General features: G+C 63.0%; 9 protein-coding genes. 4 read left to right on the top strand and 5 right to left on the bottom strand.

The window, feature by feature from the left end; all coding sequences use genetic code 11:
- The first annotated feature begins 162 nt into the window (after positions 1-162).
- Positions 163-8,778 (top strand): cyclic beta-(1,2)-glucan synthase, encoded by an 8,616-nt coding sequence (gene ndvB / locus AC1Q80_RS19200; protein WP_492361463.1) that lies wholly within the window; start codon positions 163-165, stop codon positions 8,776-8,778.
- Positions 8,779-8,990: 212 nt separating this feature from the next.
- Positions 8,991-10,148: an OpgC family protein gene (locus AC1Q80_RS19195; RefSeq protein WP_492361462.1), complete on the top strand. Its 1,158-nt coding sequence runs from the start codon at positions 8,991-8,993 to the stop codon at positions 10,146-10,148.
- Positions 10,149-10,254: 106 nt separating this feature from the next.
- Here AC1Q80_RS19195 and AC1Q80_RS19190 read toward each other — a convergent pair whose 3' ends face one another.
- Together AC1Q80_RS19190 and AC1Q80_RS19185 are read right to left on the bottom strand one after the other, a co-directional pair.
- The gene (locus AC1Q80_RS19190; protein ID WP_492361461.1) at positions 10,255-10,722 is read right to left on the bottom strand and encodes a hypothetical protein; all 468 of its coding nucleotides are present in this window, start codon (positions 10,720-10,722) and stop codon (positions 10,255-10,257) included.
- A gap of 225 nt (positions 10,723-10,947) precedes the next feature.
- On the bottom strand, positions 10,948-12,705 hold the full coding sequence (locus tag AC1Q80_RS19185) for a glucan ABC transporter ATP-binding protein/ permease (RefSeq protein WP_173418399.1): 1,758 nt from the start codon (positions 12,703-12,705) through the stop codon (positions 10,948-10,950).
- 388 nt (positions 12,706-13,093) lie between these two features.
- Here AC1Q80_RS19185 and AC1Q80_RS19180 point away from each other — a divergent pair, with 388 nt between their 5' ends.
- Together AC1Q80_RS19180 and pyc are read left to right on the top strand one after the other, a co-directional pair.
- Positions 13,094-13,834, top strand: coding sequence for a helix-turn-helix transcriptional regulator (locus AC1Q80_RS19180; RefSeq protein WP_112806667.1), 741 nt, complete (start codon positions 13,094-13,096; stop codon positions 13,832-13,834).
- Between the two features lie 115 nt (positions 13,835-13,949).
- Entirely contained in the window at positions 13,950-17,408 is a 3,459-nt protein-coding gene (pyc, locus tag AC1Q80_RS19175) for a pyruvate carboxylase (RefSeq protein WP_492361460.1), read from the top strand.
- A 317-nt stretch (positions 17,409-17,725) separates the two neighbouring features.
- On the opposite strand, the gene AC1Q80_RS19170 is transcribed toward pyc, so the two are convergent.
- The 3 genes from AC1Q80_RS19170 to AC1Q80_RS19160 all read right to left on the bottom strand — a co-directional run bounded on the left by AC1Q80_RS19170 (position 17,726) and on the right by AC1Q80_RS19160 (position 20,045).
- The gene (locus AC1Q80_RS19170; RefSeq protein WP_492361459.1) at positions 17,726-18,487 is read right to left on the bottom strand and encodes an amino acid ABC transporter ATP-binding protein; all 762 of its coding nucleotides are present in this window, start codon (positions 18,485-18,487) and stop codon (positions 17,726-17,728) included.
- Positions 18,484-19,164, bottom strand: coding sequence for an amino acid ABC transporter permease (locus tag AC1Q80_RS19165; protein ID WP_077500952.1), 681 nt, complete (start codon positions 19,162-19,164; stop codon positions 18,484-18,486). Before AC1Q80_RS19165 ends, AC1Q80_RS19170 begins: the two co-directional genes overlap by 4 nt.
- Before the next feature lie 107 nt (positions 19,165-19,271).
- Positions 19,272-20,045 (bottom strand): amino acid ABC transporter substrate-binding protein, encoded by a 774-nt coding sequence (locus AC1Q80_RS19160; RefSeq protein ID WP_173418396.1) that lies wholly within the window; start codon positions 20,043-20,045, stop codon positions 19,272-19,274.
- Positions 20,046-20,162: the final 117 nt, after the last annotated feature.

Raw genomic sequence — 20,162 nt, 5'->3', positions numbered from 1 at the left:
AAGCTGTTGGCAGCACGGCTAAAAAATGCCACTTTCATGCATCACGCGGCCTTGAAAACGAATGCGCCGCCGGCTTTGCTTTTTCCGATGCCCAGTTCAGGGGCGGTGCCAGTTTCCGCCAGTTTCCGGTTCTCCGGAAAATGACGGCGGATGGGAGGACACATGACCGTGTCTAGCAACGCGCCGGCCAAGCCTGGAACCTCAGGACCGCAGCCAACCCGGCACAACAACGAGAGCCGGGCCGATCAACCCCGGTTGGATTCAGAACCAGCACCCATGCCCCTTCATAACACGCCGTCCTCCTCTTCTCGCGAACCGGAAGCGAAACAGATCGATTACAACGATTCGATCCGCTCGACCTTTTTCTCGATGGAGGATTTGCGGCAATGCGGCGAGACACTTGCGCTCAAGGGCGCACCGTCTCTGCCGGGCTTCTTCCCGTTCGAATTTCGTCCGCGCCACCGCGAGAATGAAAACGAAATCCTGAGGGTGTATCGGGCGACAGCGGCCGACGTCGAGGCGGGGGCGTCGATCACGCCGGCCGCCGAATGGCTGCTCGACAACCATCACGTGGTCGAGGAAGCCATCCAGGAAGTCCGTCGTGACTTCCCGCGCAAGTTCTATCGCCAGCTGCCGACGCTGTCGGTTTCCGGAACCGTCATTCCGCGCACCATGGCGCTTGCCTGGCTCTATGTCGCCCATACGCACAGCACGGTCTCGCGGGAAAGCATCACCGCGATGGTCGAGGGCTTCCAGAAGCACGACACTTTCAAGATCGGCGAATTGTGGGCTTTGCCCTCGATCCTGCGCTTCGTCCTGATCGAAAACCTCAGGCGCATCGCCATCCGCGTCGAGCGTTCGCGCGGCATGCGGCGCAAGGCCAACGACATCGCCGACCAGATCATCCGTCACAACGACCCGGAAAAGTGCAGGGCGCTACTTGCCGAATCCGAGGCGCTTGCGACCGACAATACCTTTGTTGCCCAGCTGCTCTACCGCATGCGCGATGGTTCGCAGACCTCCGGCTCGGTGATCGCCTGGATCGAGGAACAGCTCGAGAAGCGCGGCAGCGATGTCGAGGACGCGCTGGTCGCCGAGCAGAACCGCCTGTCGTCCGGCAATGCGACGATGAGCAACATCATCCGCAGCCTGCGCGAGATCGACGACACCGACTGGGCCGTCTGGTTCGAAAGCGTCAGCAAGATCGATGCGGCGCTGCGCGACGGCTCCGACTATGCCGCGCTCGAATTCGGCTCGCGTAACAAGTACCGCGATACGATCGAAAAGCTGGCGCGCCGCTCCGGCCACAGCGAATACGAAGTCACCCAGATCGCCATCGAGATGGTAAAGGAAGCGGAAGCGGCGGCGGCCGTCGAGCCGCAGCTTCAGGAGCCGAACGTCGGTTCCTTCCTCGTCGGCAAGCAGCGCAAGGCGCTCGAGCAGAAGATCGGCTACCGCCCGTCCCTGCTGCAGAGCATCATCCGCCTCAGCCGCAAGCTCGACTGGTTCGCGATCGCCGGGCCGAACATCCTGCTGACGATCCTCGCGATGTTCGCCGTCTATTCCTTCGTCAGCCCGATGGATATTCCGAACGGCGCAAAGCTGATCATGCTCTTGCTGTTTGCGCTGCCGGCATCGGAAGGCGCAATGGGACTGTTCAATACGCTGGTCACGCTCTTCGTCAAACCGTCGCGCCTGGTCGGCTACGAATTCCTCGAGGGCGTTCCGGAATATGCCCGCACGCTTGTCGTCGTGCCCTGCCTGATCTCAAAGCGCGATCATGTCGACGAGCTCGTGCGCAACCTCGAGGTCCACTACCTCGCCAACCCGCGCGGCGAGATCTATTTCGCGCTGCTGAGCGACTGGGTCGACAGCAAGCTCGAGGAAACGCCGGCTGATACCGACGTGCTCGACTACGCCCGGCGCGAGGTTGCCGAGCTTTCGGCGCGTTATGCCTATGACGGCAAGACCCGATTCTTCCTGCTTCACCGTCGCCGCCTGTTCAACGAGGCGGAAGGCGTGTGGATGGGCTGGGAGCGCAAGCGCGGCAAGCTGCATGAGCTGAACCTGCTCTTGCGCGGCGATCGCGACACCTCGTTCCTCCAGGGCGCCAACACCGTGCCGGAGAATGTCCAGTACGTCATGACGCTCGATGCCGACACACGCCTGATGCGCGATGCGGTGACGAAGCTCGTCGGCAAGATGTACCACCCGATCAACCGCCCGGTCGTCGACCCCGAGACGCAGAAGGTGATCGCCGGCTATAGCCTGCTGCAGCCGCGCGTGACGCCGTCGCTGACGACGGGCAGCGAGGCATCTGCCTTCCAGCGCATCTTCTCCGCCAACCGCGGCATCGACCCTTACGTCTTCACCGTGTCCGACGTCTACCAGGACATCGCCGGCGAAGGCAGCTTTACCGGCAAGGGCCTCTATCACGTCGATGCCTTCGAGGCGGCACTCAAGGGCCGGATCGAGGAAAACGCCGTTCTCAGCCACGACCTGCTCGAAGGCTCTTATGTGCGCTGCGCGCTTGTGACCGACGTCGAGCTGGTCGAGGATTTCCCGACCCGCTACGAGGTCGAGATGTCGCGTCAGCATCGCTGGGCTCGCGGCGACTGGCAGCTTTTGCCCTACATCTTCAATCCGTCGAACGGCCTGTCGATGCTCGGCCGCTGGAAGATGTACGACAACCTGCGCCGCTCGCTGATCCCCTGCGCATGGCTCGTCGCCTCCGTCATGGGCTGGTACTACATGCAGCCGACCGAGGCGCTGATCTGGCAGATCGTGCTGATCTTCAGCTTGTTCGTCGCCCCGACGCTGTCGCTGATCAATGGTCTCCTGCCACGGCGCAATGATATCGTCGCCCGCGCCCACCTTCATGCGGTGCTGACCGAAGTTCGAGCCGCCAACGCCCAGGTCGCCCTTCGCATCGTCTTCATCGCCCATGGCGCGGCGATGATGGGCGACGCCATCGTTCGCTCGCTCTATCGCACTTTCGTCAGCCGCAAGCTGATGCTGGAATGGCGCACCGCCGCCCAGGTGCAGAGTGCGGGACACGGAAGCATCGGCGACTATTACAAGGCGATGTGGATTGCGCCGGCGCTGTCGGCGATATCGCTGGCGCTGGCTGCCATTTCCGATACCGGCCTGCCCTTTATCGGCATCCCCTTTGCGCTCCTCTGGGCGCTGTCGCCCGCCGTCGCCTGGTTCGTCAGCCAGTCGGCTGAGACCGAGGACCAGCTCGTCGTTTCCGACGAAGCGATCGAGGAAATGCGCCTGATCGCACGGCGCACCTGGCGGTATTTCGAGACCTTCGTCACCGCCGAGCAAAACTTCCTGCCGCCGGACAATTTCCAGGAGACGCCGCAGCCCGTGCTGGCCGAGCGGACGTCGCCGACCAACATCGGCGTCTACCTGCTCTCGGTGATGTCGGCGCGCGACTTCGGCTGGATCGGCTTCGAAGAGACGATCACCCGCCTGGAGCAGACGATCGCCACCATCGACCGGATGCCGAAATACCGTGGGCACCTGTTCAACTGGTACCGCACCAACACGCTCGAAACGATGGAGCCGCGCTACATCTCGTCGGTCGACAGCGGCAACCTTGCCGGCCACCTGATCGCGGTGTCGTCGATGTGTCGGGAATGGGCGGAAGCGCCGTCTGCGCATGTCCAGGGTAGTCTCGACGGTATCGGCGACGTTGTCGCCATCCTTGCCGAAGTGCTGAAAGACCTGCCGGACGACCGCAAGACCGTTCGCCCGCTGCGCCGTTTGATCGAGGAACGCATCGTCGGCTTCCAGAACGCGCTGGCAGCGGTCAAGCGCGAGCATGAATTCGCATCGATCCGTGTGATCAACCTCGCCGTCCTGGCGCGCGACATGCACAAGCTGACCGTCAACCTCGACCACGAGGTGCGCACGGGCCAGAGCAGCGAAGTGACGAAATGGGCAAATGCGCTCGTCACCACCTGCGAAGCGCATATCGCCGATGGCGTGTTCGATCTCAGCGCCATCGAAGCGCTGCGCCAGCGATTGGTGGTTCTGAAGGACCGCGCCCGCGACATCGCCTTCTCGATGGATTTCGGCTTCCTGTTCCGGCCGGAACGCCGCCTGCTGTCGATCGGCTTCCGTGTCAACGCAAACGAGCTCGACGAGGCCTGCTACGACCTTCTGGCGTCCGAAGCGCGCCTGACGAGCCTGTTCGCCATCGCCAAGGGCGATCTGCCGACCGAGCATTGGTACAAGCTCGGCCGCCCGATCGTGCCGATCGGCGCGCGGGGCGCTCTGATTTCCTGGTCCGGCTCGATGTTCGAATATCTGATGCCGCCCCTGGTCATGCAGGAGCGCCAGGGCGGCATCCTGAACCAGACCAACAATCTGGTGGTCAAGGAGCAGATCAATCACGGTCGCCGCCTCGGGACGCCGTGGGGCATTTCGGAAGCGGCTTTCAATGCCCGCGACCATGAGCTGACCTACCAGTACACCAACTTCGGCGTGCCGACGCTCGGCCTCAAGCGTGGCCTCGGCCAGAACGCCGTCATTGCGCCCTATGCCTCGATCCTTGCCTGCATGTACGATCCGAAGGCGGCGCTCGCCAATCTCGGTCGGCTGCGCGAAGTCGGTGCGCTCGGTGTCTATGGCTTCCACGATGCCGTCGACTTCACGCCGACGCGCGTGCCCGAGGGGCAGAAATGCGCCGTCGTTCGCAACTACTATGCCCACCACCATGGCATGTCGATTGCAGCCGTCGCCAATGTCGTCTTCACCGGCAAGCTCAGGGAATGGTTCCACGCTGATCCAGTGATCGAAGCTGCCGAACTGCTGCTGCAGGAAAAGGCGCCGCGCGACATTCCGATCATGAACGCCAAGCGCGAGCCGGAATCGCTCGGCAAGGGACAGGACGACCTGCTGCGGCCGGAAGTGCGGGTCATCGAGAACCCGCTCGCCCAGGACCGCGAAACCGTGTTCCTATCGAACGGCCACTATGCAGTGATGCTGACGGCAACCGGTGCCGGGTATGCGCGCTGGAACGGCCAGTCGGTCACCCGCTGGAAGCCGGACCCGGTCGAAGACCGCACGGGCACGTTCATCTTCCTGCGCGATACGACGACGGGCGACTGGTGGTCGGCGACATCGGAGCCGCGGCGTGCCGTCGGCGAAAAGGTGCAGACGCGGTTCGGCGACGACAAGGCCGAATTCGTCAAGACCGTCGGTGACCTCACCAGCGAAGTCGAGTGCATCGTCGCCACCGAGCATGATGCCGAGGGGCGCCGCGTCATCCTGCTCAACACGGGAACGCAGGACCGCTTCATCGAGGTGACGTCCTACGCCGAGCCGGTGCTTTCGACCGACGAAGCCGACAGCGCCCATCCCGTCTTCTCCAAGATGTTCCTGCGCACGGAAATCAGCCGCCGCGGCGACGTCATCCATGTCAGCCGCAACAAGCGCAGCCCGAGTGATCCGGATATGGAGGTGGCGCATCTCGTCACCGACAATGCCGGCAGCGACCGCCCGACCGAAGCCGAGACCGATCGTCGCCGCTTCATCGGCCAAGGGCGCACGCTTGCCGAGGCCGCCGCCTTCGACACGGACGCGGTGCTTTCCGGAACCGATGGCTATACGCTCGACCCGATCATGTCGCTGCGTCGCGTCGTGCGCGTTCCAGCCGGCAAGAAGGTCAGCGTCGTCTTCTGGACGATCGCCGCGCCGAACCGCGAAGCCGTCGACCGTGCGATCGACCGTTACAGGCACACGGAAACCTTCAATCACGAGCTGATCCATGCCTGGACGCGCAGCCAGGTGCAGATGCGCCATGTCGGCGTCACCTCGCAGGAGGCGGCAAGCTTCCAGATGCTCGGCCGCTACCTTGTCTACCCCGACATGCACCTGCGCGCCGATACCGCGACGGTTCAGGCGGGGCTGGCGTCGCAGTCGACGCTTTGGCCGCTGGCGATCTCGGGAGACTTCCCGATCTTCTGCCTGCGCATCAATGACGACGGCGACCTTGGCATTGCCCGTGAGGCGCTGAGGGCGCAGGAGTATCTGCGCGCCCGCGGCATCACCGCCGACCTGGTGATCATCAACGAGCGGGCCTCGTCCTATGCGCAGGACATGCAGCACGCGCTCGATTCCATGTGCGAGAACCTGAGGCTCCGCGGACTTTCCGACGGGCCGCGCCAGCACATCTTCTCGGTGCGCCGCGACCTGATGGAAGCAGAGACCTGGTCGACGCTGCTGTCGGCCTCGCGCGCCGTCTTCCACGCCCGCAACGGCACGATCTCCGACCAGATCGCCCGTGCCAACTCGCTCTACTCGACGCCGCCGGTGAAGGGCAGCGACAGCAATGTCCCGTTGTTGGCAGCCCCGCTGCAGCCGGCGGATGCGGTCGACGCCGAGATCGTCGGCGACGGCCTCGACTTCTGGAACGGCTACGGTGGCTTTGCCGAAGGCGGGCGCGAATATGTCGTGCGCCTGCGTGGCGGCGAGGCGACACCCCAGCCGTGGATCAACGTCATCTCCAACGAGCAGTTCGGCTTCCATGTTTCTGCCGAAGGTGCGGCCTTCACCTGGAGCCGCAATTCGCGCGACTACCAGCTGACGCCCTGGGCCAACGACGTGGTCGTCAACCGTCCGGGCGAGGCGTTCTTCATCCGTGACATGGCGAGCGGCACGGTGCTGACCCCCTACGCTGCGTTGTCGCGCAGCCGGTCGGTCGTCTTCGAGACGCGCCATGGGCTCGGCTATTCGACTTTCCGCAGCACCCAGGACGATCTCGATATCGAGGCGACGCATACTGTCCATCGGACCCTGCCGGCTAAACTCGTGCGTATCTCGATCCGCAACCGCTCCACGGCTGCCCGCCAGCTCAAGGTCTACGGCCTCGCCGAATGGGTGCTCGGCAACAACCGCGCCCGCATGGCCCCGTTCGTCCTGTCGAAATGGGACGAAGCCTCGGATGCGCTGGTTGCCACCAACCCCTACAGCATCGACTATGCCGGTCGGTCGGCCTTCTTTGCCGTCGAGGGCGGTGAAGGGGTGAGCCATACGGCAAGCCGTCGCGAGTTCCTTGGACGGATCGGCGGCATTCTGGTGCCGCAGGCGGTTCTGGCTGGGGCCGAGCTCTCCGGCTCGATCGATGTCGATGGCGACGCCTGCGCGGCGCTCGCGACCGATCTCGTCATTGAGCCCGGCGCTGAAAAGCAGCTCACCTTCATTCTCGGCGATGCCGACAATGACGAGCAGATGCGCTCGGTGCTCGGCGAGCTGCGCCAGACCGCGTTCGACACGGTCATCGACGCAGCCAAGACTTTCTGGAGCGAGTTCACCGATATCGTGAAGGTGGACACGCCGGATGCGGCCTTCAACACCATGATCAACAACTGGCTGCCCTATCAGAGCCTCGGTTGCCGGATCATGGCGCGCTCGGCCTTCTACCAAGCGAGCGGCGCCTTCGGTTTCCGCGATCAGCTGCAGGATACGTTGGCGTTCCTCATCCATCGGCCGGAACTGGCGCGGGCGCAGATCCTCAACGCCGCTGCGCGACAGTTCGTCGAAGGCGACGTGCAGCATTGGTGGCTCCCGGGCACCGGTGCTGGTGTCCGTACGATGATCTCGGACGATGTCGTCTGGCTTGCCCATGCGGTCACGCATTATTGCGACGTCACAGGATCTGACGACATTCTGGGTGAGAAGATCGCCTTCATCACCGGTCCGGCACTCGAGGAAGGCCAGCACGACAGCTTCTACAAGCCGGAGATCTCCGACGAGATCGCCGACGTCTACGAGCATTGCGCTCGCGCACTCGATCTCGCGATCAAGCGTAGCGGCGAAAACGGGCTGCCGCTCATTCTCGGCGGTGACTGGAACGACGGCATGAACCGGGTCGGCATCGCCGGCCGCGGCACCAGCGTCTGGCTCGGCTGGTTCCTGGCGGGCACGTTGCGCGGCTTCCTGCCGTTTGCCCGCGAGCGCAAGGACAAGGCGCGCGTCGGACAATGGGAGACACATCTTGCTGCCTTGAAAAAGGTGCTCGATGAAGCCGGTTGGGATGGCGATTACTATCGTCGCGGCTACTACGATGATGGCGCGCCGCTCGGCTCTAGCGAAAGCGACGAATGCCGGATCGATTCGATCGGTCAGTCCTGGAGCGTGCTTTCGGGCGAGGGCGACGAACAGCGATCGCAACATGCGATGGATGCCGTGATGGCAGAACTCGTCGATCCCGACCGTCGCATCGTCCGGCTGTTCACCCCGCCGCTCGAAAGAACCAGGCAGGACCCGGGCTATATCAAGGCCTATCCGCCCGGCGTGCGCGAAAACGGCGGCCAGTATACCCATGCAGCAACTTGGGTGGCGTTGGCCTTTGCCGAACAGGGCCGGGCCGAGGAAGCCTGGCGCGTCTTCCAGATGCTGAACCCGGTCTCGCATGCCCTAAACCGAGAAGGCGCCGATCACTACCGTGTCGAGCCCTATGTGGTTGCCGCAGATATCTACGGCGAAGGTGCGCTCGCCGGGCGCGGCGGCTGGACCTGGTACACAGGGTCTGCGGGCTGGCTCTACCGCGCCGGCGTCGAGGGCATTCTCGGCATTCGCCGGCAGGGCGAAAAGCTGGTGATCCGTCCGGTGCTGCCGGAGGCTTGGGATGGCTACTCGGCCGAGGTGACCCTGAACGGAAAGAAACACAGGATTTCGGTCAAGCGCGACGCGAAAAGCCGCCAGCCGATCGTCAGCATCAATAATAGTGTCACAAAAAACGCGCATGAAGGCATTTTGCTGTAACTGCCGGTACTGAATGAACGCTGAAACCGGCTTTGCACCCGAACGGGCAAGGCCGGTTTTTTCTTGCAGATTTGCCGGCGGGCGACCTCTTCACGAGGTCGCGTATCAATCGACGGCATCGGGACGTTCATTGGCCGTGGCGGCTTTGGACATTCCGGCGCCCGTTTCAACAGGGGTGGGGCAGGGGCGCCAGATCCCGGATACCAGAACGCATGCTGCAAAAGACTTTTGGGGGCGGCTCGAACCCGACGATATCCGCCCGCATCGTTCCCAAGGAGCGCGACACGCGCCTCGACGTATTGCGGGCGCTTTGCCTGCTGACGATCTTCGTCAATCACGTTCCCGGGCAATATCTCGAATATCTGACCCACAAGAACTACGGCTTTTCGGATTCCGCCGAGGCCTTCGTCCTGATCTCCGGCCTCTCCGTCGGGCTTGCCTATGGCGGCAAGTTCGTCTCCGGCGCGCGTCTGGCGCTGGCGTTGAAGATCTGGCGGCGGGCGCTGGCGCTCTATGTCGCCCACATCATGACCAGTATCGTCACCCTGGCGATCTTTGCCGGCGGCGCGCTCTATTTCGGCAGGCAGGACCTGATCGGCGAGATCAACATCCGGCCCTTCGTCGAGCAAACCGAACAGGGCATCGTCGCGATGGTGCTGCTCGGGCACCAGCTCGGCTACAACAACATCCTGTCGATGTATGCGGTGCTGTTCCTGATGTTGCCCGGCATTCTCTGGCTGAACGGCATCAGCAGCCGGTTGCTGCTCGTGGTTTCCGCACTGCTCTGGCTTGTCGCCGGCGTGTTCAAGCTGGTGCCCTCCAACTTCCTCGACGAGGGCTACTGGTTTCTCAATCCGTGGTCCTGGCAGTTCCTCTTCGTCATCGGCATCGTCGCGATGACGGCGATCCGAGAGGGCGCAGTGCTGCCGCGCAGACCGCTGCTGATCGCGATCGCAGCAACCTATCTGGGCCTCTCGGCGCTATGGGTGCTGTTTTCCTGGTGGAGCATCGACCTGTCCTTTGGCCTTCCGGCGGTGCTGACGGGTTTCGACAAGACCTTCCTGTCGCTAACGCGCCTGACGCATGTTCTGGCGCTCGCCTATCTCTTCGCCGTGCTTCCGGCCGTCAATCGCCTGGCGCGGCTCGATGCGGACCATCCGCTGGCGATGCTCGGGCGTCATTCGCTGCCGATCTTCATCTTCGGCACGATCCTCGCCATGGTCGGCCAGGTGCTTTTGTTCGTGACCGGCCGGAGCCCGCTCGCCGGCACGCTCTTCGTCATCGTCGGCATCGGCCTGCACTTCGTTTACAGCTATTATCTGGAGTGGCTGAAGGGCCTCTCCAGCGCCAAGCCGGTGCGGGCGGCGTGACCGAAACCGGGTACCGGCAGGAGGTTTGGGTCACGATTGTACTGCCCATCCAGATGCCGGAGCGCCGACTGAGGGAAGTGAGTTCGGGAACCTGCGCAGCCAGAATTTAATCGCCTTGCCATTGGCGAAGGACGGTAATCCCGTCTGCCGAGCCGGGCCAGAGATAGACGGTGTAACGATCCTCACCATCGAGCCCGTATTCGCTGAGGGTGCGAAGTCCAGTCGATACGATCATGGCACCCAGAGCTCCCTTGGGAACGCGAACACGCGCAGCCTCCGGAAGGTAGTCCGTGAGCCCGGCTATGACGATTTCGCCTGCGGTGTGAAGCCGTGCGATCACGACATGATCTGCATTTTCGATGTCGACCTCCGGCTTGTGTTCGCGCAGCTCCACCACAAGCGCAACATCCATGTTTCGGGCGGTCATGACGACAATTGCACCGTCGCCCGCAAGCAGTCGGACGCTCAAGTCCTCGTCCGTCCAGCTTGATGGCAGATCTTCGGCGCGGGACGTGTCTGCGAGATAGAACTGATGGTAATCGGCCATCACCATGCCATCGAACAACACCGTCAATTGAGCCCCCTTGCAAGTATGTTGACCAGCGCCTGCAGCAGATACAAGCGATCGACCGATTGTCGCGAAACCGAAAGACGCGCATGCGACTGGCTGTAGATATCAGGCTAGGCTGATCACCCAATGAGCCGGATTGCAAGGGCCAGCTTGATATGCGCGGCCTGAACGAAAAAGCCCCGGTGACGATCCGGGGCTTTCGTATTGCAAGTGGAATGGGGTGTCTGCTCAGGCGGCCGTGTGGCTCATGCGGACGTCTTCGTCCGTCAGGATGCCGCTGGCGCGCAGCAGAGCGGCGAAGCGGCCGTTGCTCGCGCTGAGCTCGTTGAAGCCGCCCATCTCGACGATCCGGCCCTGATCCATGAAGATCACCAGATCGGCCTCGCGCACCGTCGACAGGCGGTGGGCGATGATGAAGGTGGTGCGATCCTTGCGCAGCGCATCGATTGCATCCTTCACCCGAGCCTCGGTCTCGACGTCGAGCGCGCTGGTCGCCTCGTCGAGCACCAGGATCGGTGCATTCTTGAGGATGGCGCGGGCGATCGCGACGCGCTGGCGCTCGCCGCCCGACAGGCGGTTGCCACGCTCGCCGACGACGGTGTCGTAGCCATTGTTGCGGCTTTCGATGAAGTCGCTGGCGGCAGCCGCTTCGGCAGCAGCCATCACTTCGTCGAGCGACGCGTCGTCACGGCCAAGCCGGATGTTCTCGCAGATCGAGCGGTTCATCAGGCCGGCGTCCTGGAAGACGGTGGCGATAGACCGGCGCAGCGACTTGCGCGTCACCTTGGAGATGTCGACGCCGTCGATCAGGATCTGGCCGTCGCGCGGCTCGTGAACGCGCTGCAGCAGGTTGACGAGCGTGGTCTTGCCGGCGCCAGTCGGGCCGACGATCGCGATCGTCTGTCCCGCCTTGGCCGTGAACGACACGTTGCGCACGCCCTGAGTGGTGTTGGCAAAGTCGAAGGAGATGTCGCGGAATTCGACTTCACCCTTGACGGCACCCAGGTCCGTGGCGCCAGCCGGCTCTTCGCGTTCGCGCACCGAATCCTCCAGCTGGAAGAAATCTTCAAGCTTGGCGCGGGCTTCGAAGATCTGCGTGACAAAGGCCTTCATCTGGTCGAGACGGCCGATCAGCAGGTTGGCAAAGCCGATGAAGGCGATGACTTCGCCGACGCGCAGCTCGCCGCGCTGGACCAGCACCGTGCCGATGACGAGGATCACCATCATCGAGATGGTCGAGGCGACGCGGTTGAGCGCGCTGGCCAGCGCCCACCAGTCGAGGACCGGGAACTGGGCGGAGATCAGGCGTTCGGTGAACTTCTTCAGTTCGCGTGTCTCGGCTTCGATGCGGTTGTAGCTGTGAACGACTGAGACGTTGCTGATGGCGTCGGACACGTGCGAGAAAACCGTGTGGTAGTGGTTTTCGACCGAGGCCTGGCCTTCCTTGGTGCGGCTCATCACCACCTTGCTGATCATGACATAGGCGATGCCGAGCACGACGAGTACCAGCGACAGGCGAACGTCCATGGCAAAGGCAGTCGGGATCAGGAGCATCAGGGCAACGGCAGTCGCCAGATGCTGGCGCATGAATTCGAGCCAGAGGCCGAACAGCGTTTCGCAGGCGCGCAGCAGCGTATGCAGCGCATTCGACGTGCCGCGCTGGGTGTGCCAGGACAGCGGCATCGAAACGATACGCCCGAAGGCCTCCGTCAAAAGCGTGGCACGGCGGCCATGGGCCAGCCGGTCGGCTTCGCGGGCGACGAGAACGAAGGCGACGGTGTTGAACACGCCAAGCGCTGCCCACATCAGGAGCATCGGCGTGACTTCGCCCTTGGAGGAAATGGCGTCGATGATGCGGCCGAACAGGATCGGCTCGGCAATCGTGATGGCGGCGAGCACGACGTTTGCGAGCACGATCGCCGAGACACGGAACTTGTGAACCGCAAGATACTGGAGCGCTCTCGCATACACTTGGAACAATGACACTGTCTCACCCCTTCCGGGTACCGGATTGTGCGCCGCACCAAACATTCGTGCGGCAAATGCGTACGCCTCAACAAACTCCGGCAGCCGGGCACGAGGCTCGATTCTGCCGGCCGTCAAGGCCGCTGTGGGACGATCATTGGCGATATCCTAGGGAAATCAGAAACTTGAGACGGCTTTGACGGCGGAACCCCGTTTGCCCATCGGCGGGCTTGGTGCGGGTATTCATAGTTTGCTATCTTTTCCGTCCAATTCCGATTTCTTGCGATTTCCGCACAAGACCGGGCATGGTATGTCGAATTATCGCGGGTGCAACATGAATGGCCCCTGAACGGCTCATTCATGTCCGGTTTGCGGGCCCCGCACGCCTGTTCTACCTGGAAGGTGATCCATGAATATCACGCTGCTCGTGCAATTTCTTGCGCTGATCGAAGAGATGAAGACGCGCGAAGAAATCGTGCCGGAATTCGAACGGTTGCTCGACCGCTGCGGCTTCGACTTCTATGGTGTCGTCCGGCAGCCGAAGCCGCACGAAAATCCGCTGAGGCTGCTGCTCGCCGGTCGCTGGCCGGAAGGCTGGCCGCAGATCTACATCCGCAAGAAGTATGTGGTGATCGATCCGACCATCCGCTACCTCGGCCACGCCCAGCGCGGTTTCCGTTGGCGCGACACGCTGTTTGCCTTCCGCTCCGATCCGCATCGCAAGCGCATGGAAAGCATGATGATCGAGGGCCGCAACCACGGCCTTCACGATGGCTACATCTTCCCGGTGCACGGCCGCCGCGGCCTGCTCGGCAACCTGACGGTGGGCGGCCGGGTCGTCGATCTCAGCCCCGTCGAGATCAGCCTGTTCGACCAGATCGCCAAGCGCCTGTTCTGGAAGCTGCTCGAACTGACCGACCCGGAGATCTCGGCCGATCTGGCATCCCGCGTCGAAGTACAGATGACGCGGCGCGAAATGGAAGCGCTCAACTATCTGGCCGACGGCATGACCTCGAACGACATCAGCAAGGTGCTCGACATCTCCAGTCACACGGTCGACTGGTACATGAATGGCATCCAGGAGAAACTGAAGGGCAAGAACCGCCATCACGTCGTAGCGATTGCCTTCCGGCTAGGACTGATTTCCTGATCCAATTCTCTCGGATTTCTGCTCGACTCTGAAATTGCGCTTCATTCTGCGACCCGCTAATACTTCATTTCGCGGGTGCAGCATTTCCCGCGTTTCAAGTCTTGAGGAGTCCGACTTGCCCATCTCTAAGATCCTTGTTGCCAACCGTTCTGAAATTGCAATCCGCGTGTTCCGCGCGGCCAATGAACTAGGTCTGAAAACGGTCGCGATATGGGCTGAAGAGGACAAACTGGCGCTGCACCGCTTCAAGGCGGACGAAAGTTATCAGGTCGGCCGTGGCCCGCATCTGGCGCGCGACCTCGGCCCGATCGAGAGTTATCTGTCGATCGAGGAAGTGATCCGCGTCGCCAAGCTTTCCGGCGCGGATGCCATCCATCCGGGTTACGGCCTGCTGTCGGAAAGCCCTGAGTTCGCCGAGGCCTGCGCGGAGGCGGGTATTACCTTCATCGGTCCGAAGCCGGAAACCATGCGCCAGCTCGGCAACAAGGTTGCTGCCCGGAACCTCGCGATCTCGATCGGTGTCCCGGTGGTGCCGGCAACCGAACCGCTTCCCGACGACATGGCGGAAGTCACAAAGATGGCCGAGGCAATCGGTTATCCGGTGATGCTGAAAGCCTCCTGGGGCGGCGGCGGCCGCGGCATGCGCGCGATCCGCGACCCGAAGGATCTCGCTCGCGAGGTCACGGAAGCCAAGCGCGAAGCCAAGGCTGCCTTCGGCAAGGACGAAGTCTATCTCGAAAAGCTGGTCGAGCGTGCGCGCCACGTCGAAAGCCAGGTGCTCGGCGATACCCACGGCAATGTCGTGCATCTGTTCGAGCGCGACTGCTCCATCCAGCGGCGCAACCAGAAGGTCGTCGAGCGTGCGCCGGCGCCCTATCTCAGCGCCAGCCAGCGCGAAGAGCTTGCCGCCTATTCCAAGCGCATCGCCGAGGCGACGAACTATATCGGCGCCGGCACCGTCGAGTATCTGATGGATGCCGACAGCGGCAAATTCTATTTCATCGAGGTCAACCCGCGCATCCAGGTCGAGCACACGGTGACCGAGGTCGTCACCGGCATCGATATCGTAAAGGCGCAGATCCACATCCTCGACGGCTACGCTATCGGCACGCCGGAATCGGGCGTGCCCTCGCAGGAAAACATCCGCCTCAACGGCCACGCGCTGCAGTGCCGCATTACCACGGAAGATCCGGAGCAGAACTTCATTCCGGACTATGGCCGCATCACCGCCTATCGCGGAGCCACTGGCTTCGGCATCCGTCTCGACGGCGGTACGGCCTATTCGGGTGCGGTCATCACTCGCTACTATGATCCGCTTTTGGAAAAGGTGACGGCCTGGGCTCCAAATCCGGACGAGGCGATCCAGCGCATGATCCGCGCGCTGCGCGAATTCCGCATCCGCGGCGTGGCGACGAACCTGACCTTCCTCGAAGCGATCATCAGCCACCCAAAGTTCCACGACAACACCTACACCACGCGCTTCATCGACACGACGCCGGAGCTGTTCCAGCAGGTGCGCCGTCAGGACCGCGCCACCAAGCTGCTCACTTACCTCGCCGACGTCACCGTCAACGGCCACCCGGAAGCCAAGGGTCGGCCGCGTCCGTCGGACGAGATTGCCGCTCCGGTCGTGCCGTTCATCGGCGGCGAGATCAAGCCGGGCACCAAGCAGAAGCTCGACGAGCTCGGCCCGAAGAAATTTGCCGAATGGGTCAGGGCGCAGCCGCAGGTTCTCGTCACCGACACAACGATGCGCGACGGCCACCAGTCGCTGCTCGCCACCCGCATGCGCACCTACGACATCGCCCGTGTCGCCGGCACCTATGCCCGCGCGCTGCCCAACCTGTTCTCGCTCGAATGCTGGGGTGGGGCGACATTCGACGTTTCGATGCGCTTCCTGACCGAAGATCCGTGGGACCGGCTGGCACGCATCCGCGAGGACGCGCCGAACCTGCTCTTGCAGATGCTTCTGCGCGGCGCCAATGGCGTCGGCTACAAGAACTACCCCGATAACGTCGTCAAATACTTCGTCCGCCAGGCGGCACGGGGCGGCATCGACGTCTTCCGCGTGTTCGACTGCCTGAACTGGGTCGACAACATGCGCGTGTCGATGGAAGCGGTCGCCGAAGAGAACAAGATCTGCGAAGCGGCGATCTGCTATACCGGCGACATTCTGAATGCCGCACGGCCGAAATACGACCTGAAGTACTACACCGCGCTTGCCGCTGAGTTGGAAAAGGCCGGCGCCCACATCATCGCCGTCAAGGACATGGCCGGACTGCTGAAGCCGGCCGCCGCCCGCGTGCTGTTCAAGGCGCTGCGTGAAGCGACCGACCTGCCGATCCACTTCCACACCCACGACACCTCGGGTATTGCGGCTGCCACCGTGCTTGCAGCGGTCGATGCCGGCGTCGACGTCGTCGACGCGGCGATGGATTCGCTGTCCGGCAATACCTCGCAGCCCTGCCTCGGCTCGATCGTCGAAGCCTTGCGCGGCTCCGAGCGTGATCCGGGCCTCGATCCCGAATGGATCCGCCGCATCTCGTTCTACTGGGAAGCTGTGCGCCACCAGTACGCCGCCTTCGAAAGCGATCTCAAGGGTCCGGCGTCCGAAGTTTACCTCCACGAAATGCCGGGCGGCCAGTTCACCAACCTCAAGGAGCAGGCCCGCTCGCTCGGTCTCGAAACCCGCTGGCACGAAGTGGCGCAGGCCTATGCCGACGCCAACCAGATGTTCGGCGATATCGTCAAGGTGACGCCGTCGTCGAAGGTCGTCGGCGACATGGCGCTGATGATGGTCAGCCAGGACCTGACCGTCGCCGATGTCGAGAACCCGGCCAAGGACATCGCTTTCCCGGAGTCTGTCGTGTCGATGCTGAAGGGCGATCTCGGCCAGCCTCCGGGTGGCTGGCCCGAAGGCTTGCAGAAGAAGGCGCTGAAGGGCGAGAAGGCCTATGTGGTGCGCCCGGGTTCGCTGCTGGAAGCCGCCGACCTCGACGCAGAGCGTAAGGTCATCGAAGAGAAGCTCGAGCGCGAGGTCAACGACTACGAGTTCGCCTCCTATCTGATGTACCCCAAGGTCTTTACCGACTATGCGCAGGCAGCCGAGACCTATGGCCCCGTCAGCGTGCTGCCGACGCCGGCCTATTTCTACGGCATGGCGCCGGGCGAAGAGCTGTTCGCCGACCTCGAAAAGGGCAAGACGCTCGTCATCCTCAACCAGACCCAGGGCGAGATCGACGAGAAGGGCATGGTCAAGGTGTTCTTCGAACTCAACGGCCAGCCGCGTCCAATCAAGGTTCCCGATCGCAACCGCGGCGCCTCCAGCGCCATCCGCCGCAAGGCGGAGGCCGGAAACGCCGTGCAGCTCGGCGCGCCGATGCCAGGCGTGATCTCGACGGTTGCAGTCCATGCAGGCCAGGCGGTCAAGGCCGGCGACGTGCTGCTGTCGATCGAGGCGATGAAGATGGAAACGGCGCTGCACGCGGAGAAGGACGGCACGGTTGCCGAAGTTCTGGTGCGCGCCGGCGACCAGATCGATGCCAAGGACCTGCTGATCGTCTTTGGCGGCTGACGCTTTCGACGAGATAAGACAAGAACGGCCGGACGCGAGTCCGGCCGTTTTTTTTGCGCGAAGGGAAGAATAGCAACTCCACCCCCACATCCGCCTTCTCCGTCATCCATCTCTTCCTCCGTCATCCTCGGGCTTGACCCGAGGATCCATTGAGACGGCGGCGATAATCCGCGATCGCCCGATGCGTCTCGGGGCGCGACGAAGGCTGGGGTTTGTGGTGTGGATCCTCGGGGCAAGCCCGAGGATGACGATGGAGAGAGGCGGAGAATGACCGGAGGGGAGCTCGCCTCCACCCACCATGCTCCCTGAGGCGCCGCTCAGATATCGTAGCTGTGCGGTGCGCTCAGCGAGGCAATGAACTTCTTGGTGCGCTCGCGCTCGGGCGTCGAGAAGATGGTTTTCGGGGCACCGCTTTCGACGATCACGCCGCCGTCGAGGAACACCACCTTGTCGGCGACGCGCGAGGCTAGCCGGAGGTCGTGGGTCGCCATCACCATGGTCGTGCCTTCGCGGGCAAGCCGGCTCAATACTTCGACCACTTCCTCGGCCAGTTCCGGATCGAGCGCCGAGGTCGGCTCGTCGCAGAGAAGGACGCGCGGCGATGGCGCCAGCGCCCGGGCGATTGCCACCCGCTGCTGCTGTCCGCCCGACAGCGTTGCCGGCCAGGCATCGGCCTTGTGCGCCATGCCGACCTTTTCGAGCAGTTCCATCGCGCGTGCCCGCGCCTTGTCGGCAGGCCATTTCAAGACGGTGACCAAGCCTTCCATGACATTACCGAGCGCGGTCTGGTGCGGGAAGAGCTGGAAATTCTGGAACACCATGCCCGTCTGGCGGCGCAGGCGCTGGATCGCCTGCCAGCCGGTCTTGCGTCCTGGCTGAAAGTCGAGCTTGTCGTCGCCGAGCCGGATCGAACCTGACGTCGGGATCTCCAAGAGGTTGATGCAGCGCAAAAGCGTGCTCTTGCCGCCGCCCGACGGGCCGACCAGCGCCGTCACCGTGCCCTCCGCCAGCGTCACGGAGATGTCCTTCAGCACGAGGTTGTCGCCGAAGCGCTTTTCGATGTGGGAAAGCTCGATCATGTGCGCGCCTCCAGAAAGCCGCCATAGCGGGCGAAGCGGCGCTCCAGTCGCACCTGCAGGGCCGACAGCACCGAGCTCATCGCGAGATAGATCAGCGCCGCCTCGATATAGAGGATCAGCGGCTCATAGGTGGTGGCGACGATGCGCTGGGCCGTCTGGAAAAGCTCTGGCACGGTGATCGCAGCCGCCAGCGAGGTATCCTTCACCAGCGAGATGAAGGTGTTGGACAAAGGCGGCACGGCGACGCGGGCTGCCTGCGGCAGGATCGTGCGCCGCATTGCCTGGCTCCAGCTCATGCCGATGGAATAGGCGGCTTCCCATTGGCCGCGCGGCACAGACGAAATCACCGCGCGGATGATCTCGGAGGTGTAGGCGCCGACATTGAGCGTGAAGCCGATCAGCGCTGCCGGAAAGGCGTCGAGCAGGATGCCCATGCTCGGCAGGCCATAAAAGATCACGAACAGCTGGACGAGCAGCGGCGTGCCGCGGATGACCCAGACATAGAACCGGGCGACGGCGACGACGGGCGCCGGGCCGAACAGGCGGGCGATTGCGGTCGCGAGGCCCAGCGTCAGCCCGAGAATGAAGGAAAGCAGCGTCAGCGGGATGGTGAATGTCAGCCCGGCCCACAGCAGGGACGGCAGCGAATCCAGCATGAGTTGGAGCCAGGTGGGCAAGGGACAGGCCTTTCGAAAAAGCGCGATCCGCCCCGGGGACCGGAACGGATCGCTTTTCATAACCGAGATTGGCCGGCGGAGAAACCGGCGCTGATCTCAGCCCGATGTTACTTCGAGACGTCGGCGCCGAAGTACTTCTGCGAGATTTTCTCGTAGGTGCCGTCGGCCTTGATGTCGACCAGCGCCTTGTTGATGGCTTCGAGCAGTTCCGGCTCGTCCTTGCGGATGATGATGCCGGAATAGTCGGCGTCGGCCTTCTCGGCGGCGATCTTCACGTTGGCATCAGGCTTCTGCTTCTTGAAGTCGAGGAAGGAGAGGCTGTCGTTGATGGTCGCATCGGCGCGGCCGGTGAGCACGAGCTGGATCGACTGGTCGAAGCCGTCGGTGCCGACGAGTTCGGCGCCGGAGGCCTGGGCCAGCTTGCCGAAGTTGCTCGTCAGTGACTGGGCGGACTTCTTGCCCTTGAGGTCGGCAAAGTCCTTGATCTCGGCGTCGTCGCCCTTGACGATCAGCACCGCCTTGGAGGCGATATAGGGCTCGGAGAAGTCGTACTTCTTCTTGCGCTCCTCGGTGATGCCGACCTGGTTGATGACCGTGTCGTAGCGGTTGGCATCGAGGCCGGCGATCAGGCCGTCCCACTTGCCTTCCAGGAACTCGGCCTTGACGCCCAGCTTCTCGGCAACGGCCTGGCCGATCTCGACGTCGAAGCCGACGAGCGCGCCTGACTTGTCGTGGTAGGTGAAGGGCGCATAGGTGCCCTCGGTGCCGATCTTCAGAACGCCGGCGGACTTGATCTGGTCGAGGTTCTCACCGGCCTGAGCGGGCACGAGGGCGGCAACCTGCAGGAGGGCGGCGGTAAAGAGCGTGGGGAGGAGTTTCATCGTGTCTTTCCATCTTTCTAAGTTCCGGCCCGTCGTCCGGATTGAGGGGAGAATCGCACAAAAAAACCGGCGCTTGAGCGCATAAAACTCCAATTCCTGAGCGTTTTGATGAAGATT

The organism is Ensifer sp. GW823-FHT05D09 (assembly GCF_058795755.1).
The sequence above is the reverse complement of the archived record's forward strand: the minus strand, read 5'-3'. Positions and strand labels throughout refer to the sequence as shown.

What these genes read in the sequence shown, in the direction of transcription:
- AC1Q80_RS19170 (WP_492361459.1), bottom strand. Translation starts at nt 18,487, where the DNA reads ATGATCGAGCTTTCCCACATCGAAAAGCGCTTCGGCGACAACCTCGTG.
- AC1Q80_RS19195 (WP_492361462.1), top strand. Translation starts at nt 8,991, where the DNA reads ATGCTGCAAAAGACTTTTGGGGGCGGCTCGAACCCGACGATATCCGCC.
- ndvB (WP_492361463.1), top strand. Translation starts at nt 163, where the DNA reads ATGACCGTGTCTAGCAACGCGCCGGCCAAGCCTGGAACCTCAGGACCG.
- AC1Q80_RS19180 (WP_112806667.1), top strand. Translation starts at nt 13,094, where the DNA reads ATGAATATCACGCTGCTCGTGCAATTTCTTGCGCTGATCGAAGAGATG.
- AC1Q80_RS19160 (WP_173418396.1), bottom strand. Translation starts at nt 20,045, where the DNA reads ATGAAACTCCTCCCCACGCTCTTTACCGCCGCCCTCCTGCAGGTTGCC.